Here is an 18,787-nt window from a genome sequence, read left to right as displayed (position 1 = left end):
GCGTGGGAGGTTTTCGAACCACGAGAAAGAATAAGCGGTCTGAATTTGCAAGTTTTTTGCAAAAAGAGACCGCTTGTCGAGAAGCTATAATAGCAGAATTTTCAATCGTTTTCTAATGCGATTTCGGGTCATTGGTTTTTTGAATCACTGCTTTTAATAGATCTTGGGTTGATTCTTCGATCACTTCACTACTTAATGAGCCGGAACGTTCTCCCCAAATAGAAAGGGAAGAACCGATAATATTTTTTGTGTTTTTAACCTCATTTTCTTTATTTTTTCCATCCCATAAACCGAGCTTCCAATTATTTAGTACATCTTCGGTTGCATATTTACTATCATGTGTAATATTAGCATTTCCTTTTGGTACAAAATAAAGGTAATAAGAATTATAATTTAATACTTTAAAGCCGTTTTCGAGTAATTCCGGCAAGTCGGCACGAATTTTACGACGTTCCGCAATATCTTGGCTTTTTTGAGCATCACCGTCATAACTCCAATAAGTGATTTCCACATTTTTATTTAATTGATTTAAATTATTTTTAATTAAACCGTCATTCCAAATACGAGTAATTTTGCCTTTCTCGTTAATAAACTGATTAAGCGTATTTACATAGCTAATAAATTCGTGATTAGTTTCTACACTATAGCCGAATTCATCGCCACCAATATGAAAATGTTCGCTCGCATGCCCAAAAATATAAATTACTTCGGCAATTAATGTTTTAATTACTTCAATTGATTCAGGGTTAGTAATATCAATTTCTTCATCATTCATTTTGGATTTTAAATTTTTAACATAAGCCTCTCCATGCTTGATTTCAAGCAAATTGAAGATTGCTGTCATATGATTCGGCGTATCGACTTCGGGCACTAATTCAATATTTTTACTTTTTGCATAATAAATAATATCGTCAATTTGTTTATAGGTTAAAAAAGGTTTATTAGTTTTTGGATTATAATAAGTGCCGTCTTTAACTATCGCATTTTCTTCCGATTGATCTAAATAACTACTTTCTAATGCATAATTTTCATGATCAGAAAAGTGTAAGTGTAAGAACGTACCTCCTGCATGATGAATTGTATCGATAAATTGTTTTATAGTTTCAACCGGATAAAAACGGCGAGCAATATCAAGCGTTAGTCCCGCTTCTTTTATTTGTGAATGATTCATTGCATTAACTGTTTGTGAAGAGCAGGAAGAAAGTAATCCGATAACAATTAAAGTGAATAATGAGACTATTTTTTTCATATATGTTTGCTAATCAATTAAGGGTGTATGTTCTGACAATAACAATTTAAAATAATTCTTCTAACTAATTATATTAGAATATTGCGTTTTTTTATCGTCTATTGATTAAAGAAAAAACACTTTGTCATATATGGTTTCAAGCTTTAGGAAAGGAAGAAGTAGAATAAAGATTATGCGACGATTGAAGTAAAAGCGGTTAAAGTTTGTCTTATTGATATAAGTTTTATGCTAATTGATTAACGCAAACGTTTGCTTTGTGCTATAATGAAGCGAATTTTTTATTTTCTGTTGAGGTTAATCGTGAGCAACACACAACTTAGCTATAAAGACGCAGGCGTTGATATTCACGCAGGCAATGAATTGGTTGAACGCATCAAAGCGGATGTAAAACGTACTCGCCGCCCGGAAGTGATGGGCGGTTTAGGCGGTTTCGGTGCATTATGTGCATTACCGACTAAATATAAAGAACCAATTTTAGTATCAGGTACTGATGGTGTAGGGACTAAGTTACGTTTAGCGATTGATTTGAATAAACACGATACCATTGGTCAAGACTTAGTGGCAATGTGTGTGAATGACTTAGTCGTACAAGGTGCGGAACCTTTATTCTTCTTAGATTATTATGCAACCGGCAAATTAGAAGTTGATGTTGCAGCGGATGTGATTAAAGGTATTGCAGACGGTTGTGAAATCTCAGGCTGTGCATTAGTTGGTGGTGAAACCGCAGAAATGCCAGGTATGTACCACGCAGGTGATTACGACCTAGCCGGTTTCTGTGTCGGTGTTGTAGAAAAATCTGAAATTATTGACGGTTCGACCGTAAAAGCTGGCGATGCGTTAATTGCATTAGCTTCAAGCGGCCCACATTCAAACGGTTACTCATTAATTCGTAAAGTGATTGAAGTCAGCGGTGCAAATCCGGCTACCGATACATTAGAAGGTAAACCGTTAAGCGAGCATTTATTAGCACCAACCAAAATCTATGTGAAATCAGTACTTCAACTGATCAAACAAGCGGATGTTCATGCAATCGCGCACTTAACCGGCGGCGGCTTCTGGGAAAATATTCCTCGCGTGTTACCGGCAACAGTAAAAGCAGTGATCGATGAAAAATCATGGGAATGGCCGGCAGCATTCAAATGGTTACAAGAAAAAGGTAATATCAGTCGTTATGAAATGTATCGTACCTTTAACTGTGGTGTAGGTATGGTAATTGCATTACCGGAAAAAGATGTTGAAACTGCATTAGCCGTATTAAAACAAGCGGGTGAAAACGCTTGGGTAATCGGTAAAATTGAAAACTTAGGTGATAGTTCAGAACAAGTTGAAATCATCTAATTTGCAAAAAAACTAAAAAATCGGACCGCTTGTAGCTATACTACAAGCGGTTTTTTTTCGGAAATTTTTACAATGTTTATCTTTCTCTCAATTTATTTTCTCGTTATTAATTTACTCAGCTTTTATCTGATGTATGCCGATAAGCAAAAATCGGTTAACAACGCGTGGCGTATTCCCGAGTCCAATTTATTTTTCCTCTGTTTCTCCGGAGGATTTATCGGGACTTTTCTCGCAATGAAATATATTCGCCATAAAACTAAACATTGGCAGTTTCATGCGGCGGTGATTGTTTCCACTTTGTTTTGGCTGATTGTGTTACCGGCATGTTACTACTTCCTCATTTTTAATCATTAGAATTTCTAATCCGAATCCTTAATTTATATCCTACACTCTATTAGGTGAAATGTGACTTAGATCACATTTCTTTTTATGCTAAATCGTTATGATCTCTACCAGATTTAATACCTATTCTTTTTTATTTTTTTGAGGTGAGTATATGAATAACGTACGTGTTGAAGTGGATTTATTAGGTGAAAGAGAAGTTCCTGCCGATGCTTATTGGGGAATCCACACACTAAGAGCGGTTGAGAATTTTAATATTTCAAAAAATACCATTTCAGATGTACCGGAATTTGTGCGCGGTATGGTGATGGTAAAAAAAGCAACCGCATTAGCAAATGGTGAGCTTGGAGCTATTCCGAAAAAAGTCGCGAGAGCAATTGTAGAAGCTTGTGATGAGATCTTAGTAAAAGGCCGCTGTATGGATCAGTTCCCTTCTGATGTCTATCAAGGCGGAGCAGGTACATCGGTAAATATGAATACCAATGAAGTGGTGGCGAACTTAGCACTTGAGTTACTCGGTCATCAAAAAGGTGACTATAACGTGATTAACCCAATGGATCACGTGAATGCGAGCCAATCAACCAATGATGCGTATCCGACCGGTTTCCGTATTGCGGTATATAACAGCATTTTGCATTTGATCAAAAAAGTACGTTACCTACAAAAAGGTTTCGAAGCGAAAGCGGAAGAATTTAAAGATGTGTTAAAAATGGGACGTACTCAGTTGCAAGACGCGGTACCAATGACTGTAGGGCAAGAATTTAAAGCCTTTGCAGTATTATTGGAAGAAGAAGTACGTAATTTAAAACGTACCGCTAAATTATTGTTAGAAGTGAATTTAGGCGCTACAGCAATCGGTACCGGTTTAAATACACCGGAAGGTTATTCAGAGTTAGTGGTTAAACATTTATCGGAAGTAACCGGTTTACCTTGTGTTTTATCAGAAAACTTAATTGAAGCGACTTCAGACTGTGGTGCTTATGTGATGGTTCATGGTGCATTAAAACGTACTGCAGTGAAACTTTCAAAAGTATGTAACGACTTACGTTTACTTTCGTCAGGTCCACGTGCCGGTTTAAATGAAATCAATTTACCGGAATTACAAGCAGGTTCTTCAATTATGCCGGCGAAAGTAAACCCGGTTGTGCCGGAAGTTGTTAACCAAGTGTGCTTTAAAGTGATTGGTAACGATACAACAATCACCTTTGCGGCAGAAGCTGGTCAGTTACAATTAAACGTAATGGAACCGGTAATCGGTCAAGCCATGTTTGAATCTATCGAGATTCTTGCCAACGCTTGTGTGAATTTACGCGATAAATGTATTGACGGCATCACGGTAAATAAAGAAATCTGTGAAAATTTCGTGTTTAACTCAATCGGTATCGTCACTTACCTCAATCCATTTATCGGTCACCATAACGGTGATATTGTTGGTAAAATCTGTGCGACAACCGGCAGAGGCGTACGTGAAGTGGTATTAGAGCGTGGTTTACTCACTGAAGCGCAATTAGACGATATTCTTTCAGTTGAAAACTTAATGAACCCGACTTATAAAGCGGCGAAATTTACTGAAGAAGAGTAGTTTTAGCTTAGTTTTATAAACTGACAAGCGGTCGAATTTGCAAAATTTTCTGCAAATTCGACCGCTTGTTTATAAAAGGATTAGCTGTTGCTAATGCTTAATTGATCATTTTGATAGTCCACAACAACAGGGCTGTTCGGTAATAATTTTCCACTTAAGATCTGTTGTGCAAGTGGATTTTCAAGTTCTTGCTGAATTGCACGTTTGAGCGGTCTTGCACCGAATAACGGGTCAAAGCCCGCTTTGCCGATATGGTCTAATGCCGCATCCGTAACCGTTACTTCGTAGCCACGTTCCGCAAGACGAGCAATTAAACGTTGTAATTGAATACGAGCAATCGCACGAATATGTTCTTGACCAAGTGGGTGGAATACCACGGTTTCATCAATACGGTTGATAAATTCAGGACGGAAATGTTGTCCTACCACTGACATTACCACTTCTTTCATTCCTACATAATCTAATTCCGGATTTTCTTGGATTAAATGCGAACCTAAGTTCGAGGTCATAATCACTACCGTATTGCGGAAATCCACGGTACGACCTTGACCATCGGTTAAACGACCGTCATCCAACACTTGAAGCAAGATATTAAACACATCAGGGTGTGCTTTTTCCACTTCATCGAGTAACACCACCGAATATGGACGGCGTCGAACCGCTTCGGTTAAGTAACCGCCTTCTTCGTAACCGACATAGCCCGGAGGTGCGCCGACTAAACGAGAAACGCTATGTTTTTCCATAAATTCCGACATATCGATACGTACCATCGCATCAGGATCATCGAAGAGGAAATTCGCCAAGGTTTTGCAAAGTTCGGTTTTACCGACCCCAGTCGGGCCAAGGAATAAGAATGAACCAATCGGACGATTCGGATCAGATAATCCGGCACGGCTACGGCGAATTGCATTTGCTACCGCTTCAACCGCTTCATTTTGCCCGATGACACGGCTGTGTAACACTTCTTCCATACGTAACAGTTTTTCTTTCTCACCTTCCATCATTTTGGAAACCGGAATACCGGTCGCTTTAGAAAGTACTTCTGCAATTTCTTCATCGGTTACTTTGGTACGAAGTAGCTGATTTTCACCGCCTTCTTCCTCACGTTTTACCACTTCTGCAAGTTGTTTTTCCAATGCCGGGATTTTGCCGTATTGCAATTCGGACATTTTCTCGAAGTTACTTTCACGGCGAGCCTGATCCATTTCAATACGGGCATTTTCTAACTCGGTTTTGATATGTTGCGTGCCGAGAAGAGCAGATTTTTCCGCTTTCCAAACTTCTTCCAATTCGGAATATTCACGTTCGCGAGCGGTCAATTCTTCATCTAATTTTGCAAGACGTTGGCGGCTTGCTTCATCTTCCTCTTTTTGTAACGCTTGGCGTTCCAATTTAAGCTGAATGATACGGCGTTCAAGTTTATCTAACGGCTCAGGTTTAGAGTCAATTTCCATACGTAAACTGGACGCCGCTTCATCAATTAAATCGATTGCTTTATCCGGTAACTGACGATCAGAAATATAGCGATGTGAAAGGGTTGCCGCTGCCACGATTGCCGGATCGGTAATTTGTACGTGATGGTGGATTTCATAACGTTCTTTCAAGCCACGTAAAATCGCAATCGTGTCTTCTACAGTCGGTTCATCCACTAATACTTTTTGGAAACGGCGCTCAAGTGCCGCATCTTTTTCGATATATTGGCGGTATTCGTCTAACGTAGTTGCCCCAACGCAATGTAATTCGCCGCGAGCAAGAGACGGTTTGAGTAAGTTACCGGCATCCATTGCACCGTCTGTTTTACCCGCACCGACCATTGTGTGAATTTCATCAATAAATAAGATAACCTGACCTTCTTCTTTGGCTAATTCATTGAGTACCGCTTTTAGACGTTCTTCAAATTCACCACGATATTTTGCACCGGCAATTAATGCCCCCATATCAAGAGAAAGCACACGTTTATTTTTTAAGCCTTCCGGTACTTCGCCATTAACAATACGCTGTGCCAAGCCTTCTACGATCGCAGTTTTACCCACCCCGGGTTCACCGATTAATACAGGGTTATTTTTAGTACGGCGTTGTAGAACTTGTACTGCACGGCGGATTTCTTCATCACGTCCGATAACCGGATCTAATTTACCGGCTTTGGCACGCTCGGTAAGATCGATAGTATATTTTTGTAGTGCTTGTCTGGTTTCTTCTGCGTTTTGATTATTCACTGTTTCTCCTCCTCGAATTTGGCTGATTGCGTTGTGTACTTTCTCTTTAGTTAAGCCAAATTGTTTTAATAATTTACCTAAATCGCCGTTATCATCCAGTGCGGCAAGCACGAATAATTCCGAGGAAATAAAGCTGTCGCCGAATTGTTGTGCCAATTTATCACATTGATTTAACAGGCGAATCAGTTGTTGTGACGGTTGGGTCGAGCCACCGGATACAGTCGGTAAGCGGTTTAAAATCGCTTCCAATTCACTCAATATGCGTTGTGGTTGTACATTGAGTGCGGTAAATAGTGGAGCAATAGATCCGTCTTGCTGTTTTACTAACGCATACAGTAAATGGGCAGGTTCAATATAGTTATTGTCTTTTCCAATGGCTAATGATTGTGCTTCTGCAAGGGCTTCTTGCAGTTTGGTAGTAAATTTTTCGAAATTCATATTTTTACTCCTAAATTTCATTAATCTGTATCGAGCAAGATTTATACTTGCTTCAACGCTTTAATAAATGGAGCTAGTCGAATTTATTTCAAGTGAAAATGTGAAAAAGATCACAAAAAAGGAATAAATACCCAGTTATAGGTATTACTTTGTGTTTTTTTTGATTCTTGTCAATAAAACTTATCAGAACTGTTCTTAAAATGTTATCAAGGTAACAGATTGGTTACCTTTTTATTTTCAATCACAACAAATTAGAGGTCAAAATGAAAAAAGTAGCGTTGGCAGTGATGTTAAGTGGGGCGTTATTAGCAGGTTCGGCAGTGGCACATCAAGCGGGTGATGTAGTCGTTCGTGCCGGTGTGGTAAGAGTGAATGCAAATTCAGAATCAACGACTAAAACGCCGACTCAAGTTGATTTAAAAGTGAAAAATAACCAACAATTAGGTTTAACTGCAACTTATATGTTTACCGATAATGTTGCGGTAGAGTTATTAGGTGCAACACCGTTCTCACATAAAATTAATGCAAATGTACCGGCTTTAGGCGCAGCATCTGGTTTAGGTCGTGTAGCGATTGTGAAACAATTACCGCCAAGCTTATATGCACAATATTATTTCTTTAATGCGGATTCGACAGTACGTCCGTATGTTGGTGCGGGTTTAAATTACACACGTTTCTTTAATGCGAAATCAACTCACGCAGCGGTAACCAATTTAGAAGTGAAAAAACATTCATTTGCACCGGTTGCAAACCTTGGTGTGGATGTGAAATTAACCGATAAACTTTCTTTTAATGCCGCTGCATGGTACACACGTATTAAAACAACTGCAAAATTTGATGCATTAGGTGCAAAACACGAAGTGAAATTAAAACTTGATCCAGTTGTATTATTTGCAGGTTTTGGAATCAACTTCTAACAAAAAGAATGTGAGCAAACGGCTATTTAGTTATCTCTCTACACAATAACCGTTTGCTCTATTCTTGGAAGAGGAGCAAGGAAGCGCCCGAATTTTGCATGGATATGTCTGCATAGGTAGTGCATAGATATATTTGAAGAAATATGCAAAATTTTAACCAAAAATGACCGCTTACCAAATTGGATAGTGGTCATTCTCTTTATGCTTTATAAGCAGAAATGATGAATCAGTTTGCTGAGTAATTCTCGGGTCGGTTCAATAAATTTCGTTTCCAAAAATTCATCAGGTTGGTGAGCTTGTTCAATGGAACCCGGACCTAAAACCAGTGTAGGGCAAAGCTGTTGGATAAACGGCGCTTCGGTACAATAGTTTACCGCATCACATTTTTCGCCTAACAGTTTTTCAACCACTTGTACCACTTGTGCGGAATGTTCACACTCATAGCCGGGAATTCCGTCATGTAAGTGACGAATCTCAATCAGATCGCCGTATTGTTCCAACATCGGTTTTAAATTCTCATTGACCATCGCATATAAATCTTCAACCGGTAGATTTGGCAATGGGCGCATATCGAATTGCAATTCACAACAGGCACAAATACGGTTAATCGCATCTCCGCCATGAATATTGCCAAAATTCATCGTTGGATACGGCACTTTAAACAGATCGTTGTGATATTTTTCACGTAACTGATTACGCATATTCATCAGATAGCCGGTTGCTTGGTGCATTAATTCAATCGCATTAATGCCACGATCCGGATCGCTTGAGTGACCGCTTTTGCCGGTAATTCTGACCGCTTCGCCAACGTGCCCTTTATGCGCACGAATCGGTTTTAAAGAAGTCGGCTCGCCGATAATCGCACAATCAGGGCGAATATGCGTATGTTGAGCGAAGGTTCTCGCGCCAAGCATGGTGGTTTCTTCATCGGCTGTAGCGAGAATACGTAACGGTTTGGTTAATTTGTTTAAATCAATTTGGTTAAGCACATCGACAATAAAAGCAAAAAAGCCTTTCATATCCGCGGTGCCTAAACCGTAGAATTTGCCGTCTTGTTCGGTTAATACGAACGGGTTAAAAGTCCATTTACCTTCGTCAAACGGCACGGTGTCGGTATGTCCGGCTAATAATAAACCGCCTTCACCCTCGCCGTAAGTAGCTAATAAATTATACTTATCACGACTGCCTTCCACTCGGATAATCTCGGTTTTAAAGCCGAAATCGGCAAGCCATGTCGCCAGTAATTCGATAAGTTGCTTATTGGATTGATCTTCCGTCGCTTCTAAACTGGAAATAGTCGGCAGCGCAATTAAATTGCGGTAGCGTTCGATAAATTTTGTGTTTGCCATAATATTTTCTCTTTTTATTTACGTTTTAACATTGCTAGACCGGCGAGAACTTCCCAAATCATAATTGCATAGATAGCCACTCGTTCAAGTATTGGGGTAAGGATATTCGGAAGGAAAATCGTTACCAAAATACACAACACGCCGATTGTACCGGCTTGTAGGGCAAATCTGCGTAACCATAACAGTTGGGGTTTAACAATATCAATACCTGCCATAAGAATCGCTAGATTTCCGAATAAATAGGTCAGGCTTGCCCCTAAATTTTGTAGCCCTCCGGCAGTTATTTTAGCTTGTGATGAAGGGATTAGGCTCATTCCGATACTAAAGAAAGCCGCAAAAATAAGCGCTAATAACCAATATTTACGGCGAGATAGCTGCACGATCACGGCAAGATATGCAATTACAAAAGCTAATCCTTGCAAGCTAAAAACGGCATTCATCACTTGCGATAACGGTGAAAAGGTATTGGTTTTTCCATCAATAATCGTGCCGAAAGGGATAAGTAACTCTAACACCGTATGTCGAATATAGCTGATGAGTGATGATTCGCTAAAGAGGTTAACTACAAACTCGGCAAACAGGTAGAACACGCCCATAAATGAAAGTAGAGCGGCTAATAAAATAACAACAAAACGACCACTACCACGAATGAGCGGGTGCATAAAAAACGGATAAACGGCAACCCCAAATGATCCGTTATGAAAGAATTCCTGTAATTGACGTGAAATTTCAACGATTTTATTTGCAAAAATTCGAAGAAAAGCGACCGCTTTTCCTGCAAAGTCTGTTTTCATGTCTGTTCCTGAATTATTGAGTGATAAGCGTATAAATCGCTCCAACAAATAGCAGTAAAATAATAGCGAGCAATAACAGTTCCGACTTAGTTAGCTGTAATTTACCGGTATTTTTATAACGTGCGTGGAAAAATAAAAGAACGCCCGGCATATATAGCACAACCGATAATAATAAGTAGTCTAACCCCGCAGCATAAACAATCCATAAACCGTAAATTGACGCCATCGCACCGGTCAGTTTGATATACCATGCTTCGTTTTGTTTTATCGCCACTTTGAATAAATAAGCGCCGACTAAGAAATAAGGCACCAAAATCATGGTGGTCGAAAGCTGAATTAGCATACTGTAGCCTTTGCCGGTAAACAAAACAAGCAACAGGCTAATTTGAATCGTAATATTGGTTAACCATAAACCGGCAATCGGTGTGCCATTAATATTGGTACGGTTTAATAATTTCGGGAATACTTTGGTTTTTGCCGCTTGGTAAGGAATTTCCGATGAAAACATCGTCCAGCTCATATAAGAAGCTAATACCGACACAATCAAGCAGAAAGTGATAATGATCTTACCGCCAGCGCCCATCATTTGTTCCATTAAACCTGCCATAGACGGGTTCGGCATTTCGGCAATCACTTCACGAGGAAGAATACCGAGCGATAATACCGTAATCGACACATAGAGAACCAAGGTAATCAAAATACCTAGAATGGTAGCTAAACCGACATCACTTTTCTTTTTCGCGTGTGCGGAAAGTACCGAAGCACCTTCTACTCCGACAAATACCCAAAGCGTGATCAGCATCGTGCCTTTTACTTGTTCTAAGGTATTTTCGCCCAATTTGCTGCCGTTGAAATCTTGTACAAATTGTTCAGGTGAAAAGAACCAAATCGCTAAGCCGATAAATAAGAATAGCGGTAAAGTTTTAACAATTGTCGCAACTAAATTCACAAATGCAGCTTCTCGGATGCCTCGTGCTATCAGATGATGGACTAACCAAACAATTGCCGAAGCACCTAAAATGGAAGCAACGGTATTGCCTTGCCCAAAAATGGTATGGCTTTCACTGTCAACAAAAGTCCCCAGTCCTTCAAAAGCGACAACTAAGTAGCCTACGCTGCCTATTGCGGTACAGAGCCAGTAACCCCAAGCCGATACGCCACCGACGAAATCACCGAACCCTTCACGAGCGTAGGTGTAAATGCCGCCCTCTAACTCAGGTTTAATACGAGAAAGGAAGAAGAAAGATAAGCCTAAAAAAATGATACCGACACCGGTAATTAACCAGCCGATCAATAGCGCTTGCGCACCGGCAACCTCCGCCATATTTTGCGGAAGGCTAAAAATACCGGAACCGATCATCGAGCTAAGTACTAATGCGGTTAAAGAAAAGAGACCGATTTTGCCTTTTGACATGCAATGTCCTTATAATTGTTATTCACACAAACTGCATAATTTAGCATAAAAATAAAAAATCCCCTAATGTTGAAACATTAGAGGATGTTATCTTTTTTAGCCCCAATCAACGTTGGTGAGACTGTTATAAACCGCCCAAATAAACAAGAAGCCGATAAGCACTAATAAAATTTTCTCAAAAGCCGAGAGATTTAATGCTTTTCCTTGATGTTGATAGCGTGAGTAAAGGAATAAGCCAATGCCGGGTGCATAAAGTAATACTGATAATAATAAGTAATCTAAACCCGCCGCATAAACAATCCATAAGCCGTAAATAGAGGCGATAAAACCGGTTAACTTAATATACCATGCTGAATTTTGTTGGAATGACAGCTTTAATAAATATGCACCGATTAGGAAATAAGGTACAAGGATCATTGAAGTCGAAATTAATAATAAAGCGTTGTAGCTTTTACCGGTTAATAACACAAGGAATAAACAGAATTGCACCACAAAACCGGTAAACCAAAGTGAATTAATCGGCACTTCATTCGCATTCAATTTATCTAAAATTTTCGGGAATGCACCGTTTTTCGCACCACGATAAGGTACTTCCGCCGAATACATCGTCCAGCTCACATAAGAAGCCAACACCGATACAATTAAGCAAAAAGTAATTAAAATTTTACCGCTTGAACCGATCATCGTTTCTAATAAGCCCGCCATTGACGGATTTGACATCGCTGCAATGGTTTCACGCGGTAAAATACCCAGTGAAAGCACAGTAATCGCAATATATAAAACCAATGCGATCAGAATCCCAAGTACGGTCGCCAAACCCACATCACTTTTCTTTTTAGCGTGAGCAGATAACACGGAAGCCCCTTCCACACCGGTAAATACCCAAAGGGTAATTAACATCGTGTTTTTAACTTGTTCCGAAACGCTGTTATTCAGTGTTGTACCTTGTAAATCTTGGTTAAACGTTTCGCCTTTGAAATACCAAATTGCTAAACCGATAAATAGCACGAGCGGGAAAACTTTCACAAAAGTTGCAACCAAGTTCACTGTTGCCGCTTCTTTTACACCGCTTGCTACTAAAGCGTGAACTAACCACACGATAATCGAAGCGCCGATAAAAGACGCAAGCGTATTGCCTTGCCCGAAAATAATATTCGATTCCGAATCGGTAAATGAACCGATTCCCTCAAATGCCACCACTAAATAGCCGACAATCCCGATGGTTGCACACAGCCAGTAACCCCAAGCGGATAGGAAACCGACGAGATCACCGAACCCCTCTCGTGCATAAGTATAAATACCGCCGTCTAAATCCGGACGTAAACGAGAAATAAAGAAGAAAGAAAGTCCAAGGAAAATAATTCCGATTCCGGTAATCACCCAGCCAAGAATTAACGCTTCACCGCCGGCAACAGCCGCCATATTTTGCGGCAAACTAAAAATCCCAGAACCAATCATCGAACTGAGCACCAAAGCGGTTAAAGAAAGTAACCCAATTTTTTTGTTTGACATAGTTGTCCTTATTGATGTTGTGCTTGATACAAGCGGTCGAATTTTGTGGATTTTTTGCAAAAAATGACCAAATTTGACCGCTTATTCGGTTATTTTAAATGTTTAGCCAATGTGTTGATATATTCGATCCCGATACCGCAACAGCCGCCGACAATGGTTGTACCTTGTGCCGTCCATTTTTTCGCCCACGCAAGATAGGCTTCCGGATCTAAATCTTTACGCACTTCGTCTAAACCGTCGTTGGCGGTCGCATCTTTCGGCTGCGGAGCAAACGCATTTGCATACGCACCGGTTTGGATATGTGTCGCATTTTTTTCTTTTAGAATGGATTGCGTGATCGCAAGGGCTTGTTCAATCACTTCAGGCTGACAGCAGTTAAATAAAATTGCACTAACGCCTAGTTCCACCATTTTTTCAATCGCAAGCGCAACAGATTCGCCGGAACGAAGTTGCGGCTCAGGTGTCGGCTCATCATCGGTTAAAGTAAACGAAACCCAAAGCGGACGCTCATCTTTCGGTAATAACGGCTTAATTGAAGTCGGCTCGATAATCGCACTTTGCGTTTCGCATAACCAAATATCCACATAAGGCGCAAGCCCATCAATAATCGGTTGGGCAATTTCAGCAAAGCGATCTACCTGAATCAAATCAGCACGGTAAGAGCCGAACATTGGAGGGAGTGAGCCTGCAATTTTTGCAGATTTTCCGCTATTTTTAACCGCTTGTTTTGCCAAACGACCGGCTAAATCGGCAAGCATTTTACCGTCCACACTAAAACGTTGTTCGCCGATATGAAACGGCACAACCGCATAGCTATTGGTCGTAATCACTTCTGCGCCGTTTGCGATAAAATCTTCATGGACTTGTTGCACCGCAGACGGTTTTTCATAAAGGGATAAAGCCGACCATTCAGGTTGTTTAAAAGGTGCGTTCAAACGCATTAACTCACGGCTCATACCGCCGTCTAAAATTGTGATTGCCATATTTTGCCTTATAAAATCATTTAGAAGTAAAGTTGAAAAATAGTTTGCCTTAGATGTTCAAAAAATATATTATAGACGTCTAGATGGAAAAACTTCCAAAAGAATTTAATATAAGCGGTCGAATTTTGCAAATATTTTGTGATTTTTGACCGCTTGTAAATTTTAGTGAGGGAGCAACGCTCCTGCCTATATAAAGGTATGACCAAAGGATAATTACAATGGCGATTAATTTATTTACTTCAGAATCAGTATCAGAAGGACATCCGGATAAAATTGCAGACCAAATCTCGGATGCGGTGTTAGATGAAATTTTAAAACAAGACCCGAAAGCACGTGTGGCGTGTGAAACATATGTAAAAACCGGTATGGCGTTAGTCGGCGGTGAAATCACCACTTCTGCATGGGTGGATATCGAAAACTTAACCCGTCAAGTGATCTGCGACATCGGCTATACCCATTCGGATATGGGCTTTGATGCGCATTCTTGTGCGGTATTAAATGCGATTGGTAAACAATCGCCGGATATTAACCAAGGTGTTGACCGTGCGGATCCGTTAGAGCAAGGTGCGGGCGACCAAGGTATTATGTTCGGTTATGCAACCAATGAAACCGATGTATTAATGCCGGCACCGATTACTTATGCTCACCGTTTAATGGAACAACAAGCTAAAGTACGTAAATCAGGCAAATTAGACTGGTTACGTCCGGATGCGAAAAGCCAATTAACTTTCGCTTACGAAAATAACAAAATCGTAGGGATTGATGCGGTGGTGCTTTCAACCCAACACGCTGAACACGTTTCACAAAAAGATTTAGTGGAAGGTGTGATGGAAGAAATCATCAAGCCGGTATTACCAAGCGAATGGTTAAGCCAAAACACCAAATATTTCATTAACCCGACCGGTCGTTTCGTGATTGGCGGTCCAATGGGTGACTGTGGTTTAACCGGCCGTAAAATTATCGTAGATACTTACGGTGGTGCGGCTCGTCACGGTGGCGGTGCGTTCTCCGGTAAAGACCCATCAAAAGTTGACCGTTCGGCAGCATACGCAGCACGTTATGTAGCAAAAAATATCGTGGCGGCAGGTTTAGCGGATCGTTGTGAAATCCAACTTTCTTATGCAATAGGTGTGGCGGATCCGACATCAATCATGGTGGAAACTTTCGGCACGGGTAAAGTTTCAAATGAAACATTAGTGAAATTAATCTACCAAAACTTTGATTTACGCCCATACGGCTTAATCAAAATGTTAGATTTAATCCGTCCGATCTACCGTGAAACAGCAGCTTACGGTCACTTCGGTCGTGAGCACTTCCCATGGGAACAAACAGATAAAGCGGAAGCATTACGTGCAGGCGCAGGCTTATAATTAAGCAATAACAAGCGGTGTGATTTTGTAAAAATTTTGCAAAATTACACCGCTTTTTTATTATTTATAAGTAGTGGAAAAGGGAGTAGCGGAATGTTCGATAGCCATATTCATTTAGACCAACTTGAAGTAAACCAAGTAGAACAGATAGTTAGCGATCCTTTGTTGCAAGGCGTATTGGCGGTCAGTACCGATTTGATGAGTGCGGAAACGTTATTAGCATTAAAACAAAAATTTCCGAAAATCCAAATTGCGGCAGGATTTCATCCTGAACAGGTATTAATTGATGATAAACAGCAACAAGCGTTATTTGATTGGATCGTAAAAAATCGAGCGAATTTGACCGCTATCGGTGAAGTGGGATTACCGTATTATCTAAAAAGACAGAATCCTAAGCTGGATTATCAGCCCTATCTTGCCTTGTTGGAACAGTTTGTTGCGTTAAGCAAGCGGTTAAATTTACCGTTAAATTTGCATATCGTGCATGATGATGTAGCGATAATGCTGGATTTGCTGGAAGAATACAAAATCCAACATGCGCATTTCCATTGGTTTAAAACCGATGATGATTCATTTGAACGTTTTCTTCGTACCCCTTATTTCGCTAGTGTTACACCGGATATTTTATGGAATCCGAAAACGCAAAAAATCGCCCAAAACTTACCGCTTGATCGTTTATTAATTGAAACTGACAGTCCGTGGCAGCACGAAAGTTTGGAAAATGCGAGTATTTCACAGCAATTACAAGCAATATTGGCGCAATTAGCGAAATTAAGAGATGAGCCAGAGAATGTGATTCGCTCGCAAATTAGGCGGAATTATCAGCGGTTATATGGGGTAGTATAAGAAAACGGAATATCCGTGCAGCACAGAAAAACGGTGCAATTTTTGCAGAATTAGCAAAAATTACACCGCTTGTTATTTGAGGAAGATCTTACTTTTTATTCGCCTTTAGCATTGCCATTAGGTTGGCGATATTGGCTGAAGTTTTTTCGACTTTCTGTTCTTCGGTCATTTTCGGTTTTTCACTTTCCCAAACTAAATCGTCTTGTGGTAATTCAAGTAAGAAGCGACTTGGTTCCGGTTTGATAATTTCACCGTACTGGCGGCGTTCTTTACAGAGTGAAAATGTCAGAGTTTGTTGCGCTCGAGTAATGCCCACGTAAGCAAGACGGCGTTCTTCCTCGACATTATCCTCATCCAGACTGGTTTGATGCGGCAAAATGCCTTCTTCCATACCAACTAAGAAAACGTGCGGAAATTCCAGGCCTTTTGAAGCATGCAGCGTCATTAATTGCACTTGGTCCGCTTCATCATCGTCTTCACCACGTTCTAACATATCACGCAACGTCAGGCGGTTTACCACTTGCACCAACGTCATCGGTTCTTCGATTTCATCGCCTTCCAGCATACCTTGCACCCATTCAAACAACGTTTGCACGTTACGGCTTTGCATTTCAGCTGCTTTCGGCGAAGTAGCCGTTTCATACAAATAGGCTTCGTATTGAATTTTTGCCAATAAATCTTTTACCGCTTCAATCGGATCGGAACGTTCCGCTTGGTCGGCGATTTCGACAATCCAACGGGCAAAATCTTGCAATGCTTGATAGGGCTTGGGTGTCAGACGTTGAATCAATTCAAAATCGAAAATCGCTTCAAACAAGCTGACCTGTTTTTCATTGGCAAGTAAGCCTAATTTTTCCAACGTTACCGCACCAATTTCTCGTTTCGGGGTATTAACGATACGTAAAAACGCCGCATCATCGTCTTGATTAACCACTAAACGCAAGTAAGCCATCATATCTTTAATTTCGGCACGGGCGAAAAATGACGTTCCCCCGGAAATTTTGTAGGGGATACGGTTTTGCATCAGCAATTTTTCCAGCAAGCGAGACTGATGATTACCACGATATAAAATCGCATAATCTTTGTATTTAGTTTTGTTGGAAAAACGATGGGCAATCAATTCCCCGACAATACGTTCCGCTTCATGTTCTTCATTTTTGGCTTCGATAACATTTAATTTTTCGCCTTCACCTAAATTCGAAAATAATCGTTTTTGGAAAATATGATCGTTGTTATCAATCAAAATATTGGCGCAGTGCAAAATGCGTTGGCTGGAACGGTAATTTTGCTCCAGTTTAATCACTTTCAAATCAAAATCTTCACGCAAACGCTGCATATTTTCCGGTTTTGCGCCACGCCATGAATAGATTGATTGGTCGTCATCACCTACCACAGTGAAATTTGCCTCATTGCCTACCAATAATTTAATTAGCTCATATTGGCTGGTATTGGTATCTTGGTATTCGTCCACCAGTAAATAACGGACTTTCTGCTGCCAACGGGCTTTTGCTTCCGGAAATTGGCGGAACAGCAATACCGGTAGCATAATTAAATCGTCAAAATCAAGCGCATTATAGGCTTTTAGCTGATTTTGGTAGAGCTGATAAAAATGCGAAAACACACGTTCACGCTCATCTCGCACGCGAGTTAATACCATTTCGGGTGAAAGCAGATCGTTTTTCCAGTTGGAAATGGTAGAAATCAATGTTTTGAGTAAATCTTTATCTTCCGCGACATTTTCCGGTAACAAATGTTTGAGTAAAGCAAGTTGATCGTGTTCATCAAACAACGTCATACCAGATTTGAAACCCAGTAATTTGTATTCACGTTTTAAAATTTCAAAACCAAGCGTGTGGAAAGTCGAAATGGTTAGCCCTTTGCTGTTTTCTTTACCGATAGAATGCGCAACACGCTCACGCATTTCACGTGCCGCTTTGTTGGTAAAGGTTACCGCTGCGATTTGTTTTGGCGAGTAACCGCAATGAGCTATCAGATGGGCGATTTTATTAATAATGACACGCGTTTTGCCTGAGCCTGCACCGGCTAATACAAGGCAAGCCCCTTTTACATATTCCACCGCTTGTTGTTGTTGATCATTTAATTTCATTTTATCTACTTTTTATTTACTTTATTTTCAGCCACTTTTTAAACCGCGATATTCTAGCCGAAAGACAACAAGCGGTCGAATTTCTTTAAAATTTTATTAAATCGGCAGACGAGTAGCTAATGGTGCGGCAAGAAAATTATTGGCAATAAGGCGGTGTTTTGTGCAGCAGTTAAATCCGTGAACTGATAAATTGAAACCATAATATTTAGCGAAATTTTCCGAAGCAACCGTTTGCAAAAAAATTTTAAAATTTGACCGCTTGTTAAACGGTTTTTGTCTAAAATAAATGCCTTAAAAATCAAATTTTTGCTTTTAAAATTGAGCTGTTCG

15 protein-coding genes are annotated in these 18,787 nt (G+C 40.2%); 6 read left to right on the top strand and 9 right to left on the bottom strand.

What is annotated here, in order from left to right:
* Positions 1-112: 112 nt before the first annotated feature.
* Positions 113-1,249 (bottom strand): family 20 glycosylhydrolase, encoded by a 1,137-nt coding sequence (locus EL121_RS02170; RefSeq protein WP_039197353.1) that lies wholly within the window; start codon positions 1,247-1,249, stop codon positions 113-115.
* Positions 1,250-1,549: 300 nt separating this feature from the next.
* Between EL121_RS02170 and purM the strand changes: the two genes are divergently transcribed.
* The 3 genes from purM to aspA all read left to right on the top strand — a co-directional run bounded on the left by purM (position 1,550) and on the right by aspA (position 4,511).
* The gene (gene purM, locus EL121_RS02165) at positions 1,550-2,587 is read left to right on the top strand and encodes a phosphoribosylformylglycinamidine cyclo-ligase (protein ID WP_039197351.1); all 1,038 of its coding nucleotides are present in this window, start codon (positions 1,550-1,552) and stop codon (positions 2,585-2,587) included.
* Between the two features lie 72 nt (positions 2,588-2,659).
* Positions 2,660-2,941, top strand: coding sequence for a DUF1294 domain-containing protein (locus EL121_RS02160; protein WP_039197350.1), 282 nt, complete (start codon positions 2,660-2,662; stop codon positions 2,939-2,941).
* A 142-nt stretch (positions 2,942-3,083) separates the two neighbouring features.
* Positions 3,084-4,511 (top strand): aspartate ammonia-lyase, encoded by a 1,428-nt coding sequence (aspA, locus tag EL121_RS02155; RefSeq protein WP_039197347.1) that lies wholly within the window; start codon positions 3,084-3,086, stop codon positions 4,509-4,511.
* Positions 4,512-4,591: 80 nt separating this feature from the next.
* Here aspA and clpB read toward each other — a convergent pair whose 3' ends face one another.
* On the bottom strand, positions 4,592-7,165 hold the full coding sequence (gene clpB, locus EL121_RS02150) for an ATP-dependent chaperone ClpB (protein WP_039197345.1): 2,574 nt from the start codon (positions 7,163-7,165) through the stop codon (positions 4,592-4,594).
* Positions 7,166-7,428: 263 nt separating this feature from the next.
* Between clpB and EL121_RS02145 the strand changes: the two genes are divergently transcribed.
* Entirely contained in the window at positions 7,429-8,082 is a 654-nt protein-coding gene (locus EL121_RS02145) for an OmpW/AlkL family protein (protein WP_039197342.1), read from the top strand.
* Between the two features lie 206 nt (positions 8,083-8,288).
* Here the strand turns inward: EL121_RS02145 and argE are convergent, their stop codons facing one another.
* From argE to EL121_RS02120, 5 genes are all read right to left on the bottom strand, one after another.
* Positions 8,289-9,431, bottom strand: a complete 1,143-nt coding sequence (gene argE / locus EL121_RS02140) for an acetylornithine deacetylase (RefSeq protein WP_039197340.1) — start codon at positions 9,429-9,431, stop codon at positions 8,289-8,291.
* A 14-nt stretch (positions 9,432-9,445) separates the two neighbouring features.
* The gene (locus EL121_RS02135) at positions 9,446-10,225 is read right to left on the bottom strand and encodes a hypothetical protein (protein ID WP_039197339.1); all 780 of its coding nucleotides are present in this window, start codon (positions 10,223-10,225) and stop codon (positions 9,446-9,448) included.
* Between the two features lie 13 nt (positions 10,226-10,238).
* On the bottom strand, positions 10,239-11,639 hold the full coding sequence (locus tag EL121_RS02130; RefSeq protein ID WP_039197337.1) for a basic amino acid/polyamine antiporter: 1,401 nt from the start codon (positions 11,637-11,639) through the stop codon (positions 10,239-10,241).
* A gap of 96 nt (positions 11,640-11,735) precedes the next feature.
* Positions 11,736-13,151, bottom strand: a complete 1,416-nt coding sequence (locus tag EL121_RS02125) for a basic amino acid/polyamine antiporter (protein ID WP_039197335.1) — start codon at positions 13,149-13,151, stop codon at positions 11,736-11,738.
* Positions 13,152-13,240: 89 nt separating this feature from the next.
* Positions 13,241-14,134 carry a homocysteine S-methyltransferase family protein gene (locus EL121_RS02120; protein WP_039197333.1) on the bottom strand — a complete coding sequence of 298 codons (894 nt, stop codon included), beginning with the start codon at positions 14,132-14,134 and terminating at the stop codon, positions 13,241-13,243.
* A 218-nt stretch (positions 14,135-14,352) separates the two neighbouring features.
* Here EL121_RS02120 and metK point away from each other — a divergent pair, with 218 nt between their 5' ends.
* On the top strand, positions 14,353-15,504 hold the full coding sequence (gene metK / locus EL121_RS02115; protein WP_014991856.1) for a methionine adenosyltransferase: 1,152 nt from the start codon (positions 14,353-14,355) through the stop codon (positions 15,502-15,504).
* A 93-nt stretch (positions 15,505-15,597) separates the two neighbouring features.
* The gene (locus tag EL121_RS02110) at positions 15,598-16,350 is read left to right on the top strand and encodes a TatD family hydrolase (RefSeq protein WP_039197331.1); all 753 of its coding nucleotides are present in this window, start codon (positions 15,598-15,600) and stop codon (positions 16,348-16,350) included.
* An 88-nt stretch (positions 16,351-16,438) separates the two neighbouring features.
* On the opposite strand, the gene rep is transcribed toward EL121_RS02110, so the two are convergent.
* Both rep and EL121_RS11555 read right to left on the bottom strand, forming a co-directional pair.
* A complete protein-coding gene (gene rep / locus EL121_RS02105; RefSeq protein ID WP_039197329.1) occupies positions 16,439-18,457 on the bottom strand; it encodes a DNA helicase Rep in 2,019 nt (672 codons plus the stop codon).
* A gap of 96 nt (positions 18,458-18,553) precedes the next feature.
* A complete protein-coding gene (locus tag EL121_RS11555; RefSeq protein ID WP_164997532.1) occupies positions 18,554-18,694 on the bottom strand; it encodes a hypothetical protein in 141 nt (46 codons plus the stop codon).
* Between the last annotated feature and the right edge of the window lie 93 nt (positions 18,695-18,787).

The sequence above is a fragment of the Actinobacillus equuli genome, from assembly GCF_900636745.1.
GTDB lineage: Bacteria > Pseudomonadota > Gammaproteobacteria > Enterobacterales > Pasteurellaceae > Actinobacillus > Actinobacillus equuli.
The sequence above is the reverse complement of the archived record's forward strand: the minus strand, read 5'-3'. Positions and strand labels throughout refer to the sequence as shown.

Bases quoted from the DNA above. Each gene is read 5' to 3' on its own strand.
- EL121_RS02170 (WP_039197353.1), bottom strand. From the start codon at position 1,249: ATGAAAAAAATAGTCTCATTATTCACTTTAATTGTTATCGGATTACTT.
- EL121_RS02160 (WP_039197350.1), top strand. From the start codon at position 2,660: ATGTTTATCTTTCTCTCAATTTATTTTCTCGTTATTAATTTACTCAGC.
- aspA (WP_039197347.1), top strand. From the start codon at position 3,084: ATGAATAACGTACGTGTTGAAGTGGATTTATTAGGTGAAAGAGAAGTT.
- clpB (WP_039197345.1), bottom strand. From the start codon at position 7,165: ATGAATTTCGAAAAATTTACTACCAAACTGCAAGAAGCCCTTGCAGAA.
- EL121_RS02145 (WP_039197342.1), top strand. From the start codon at position 7,429: ATGAAAAAAGTAGCGTTGGCAGTGATGTTAAGTGGGGCGTTATTAGCA.
- argE (WP_039197340.1), bottom strand. From the start codon at position 9,431: ATGGCAAACACAAAATTTATCGAACGCTACCGCAATTTAATTGCGCTG.
- EL121_RS02135 (WP_039197339.1), bottom strand. From the start codon at position 10,225: ATGAAAACAGACTTTGCAGGAAAAGCGGTCGCTTTTCTTCGAATTTTT.
- EL121_RS02130 (WP_039197337.1), bottom strand. From the start codon at position 11,639: ATGTCAAAAGGCAAAATCGGTCTCTTTTCTTTAACCGCATTAGTACTT.
- EL121_RS02125 (WP_039197335.1), bottom strand. From the start codon at position 13,151: ATGTCAAACAAAAAAATTGGGTTACTTTCTTTAACCGCTTTGGTGCTC.
- EL121_RS02120 (WP_039197333.1), bottom strand. From the start codon at position 14,134: ATGGCAATCACAATTTTAGACGGCGGTATGAGCCGTGAGTTAATGCGT.
- metK (WP_014991856.1), top strand. From the start codon at position 14,353: ATGGCGATTAATTTATTTACTTCAGAATCAGTATCAGAAGGACATCCG.
- EL121_RS02110 (WP_039197331.1), top strand. From the start codon at position 15,598: ATGTTCGATAGCCATATTCATTTAGACCAACTTGAAGTAAACCAAGTA.
- rep (WP_039197329.1), bottom strand. From the start codon at position 18,457: ATGAAATTAAATGATCAACAACAACAAGCGGTGGAATATGTAAAAGGG.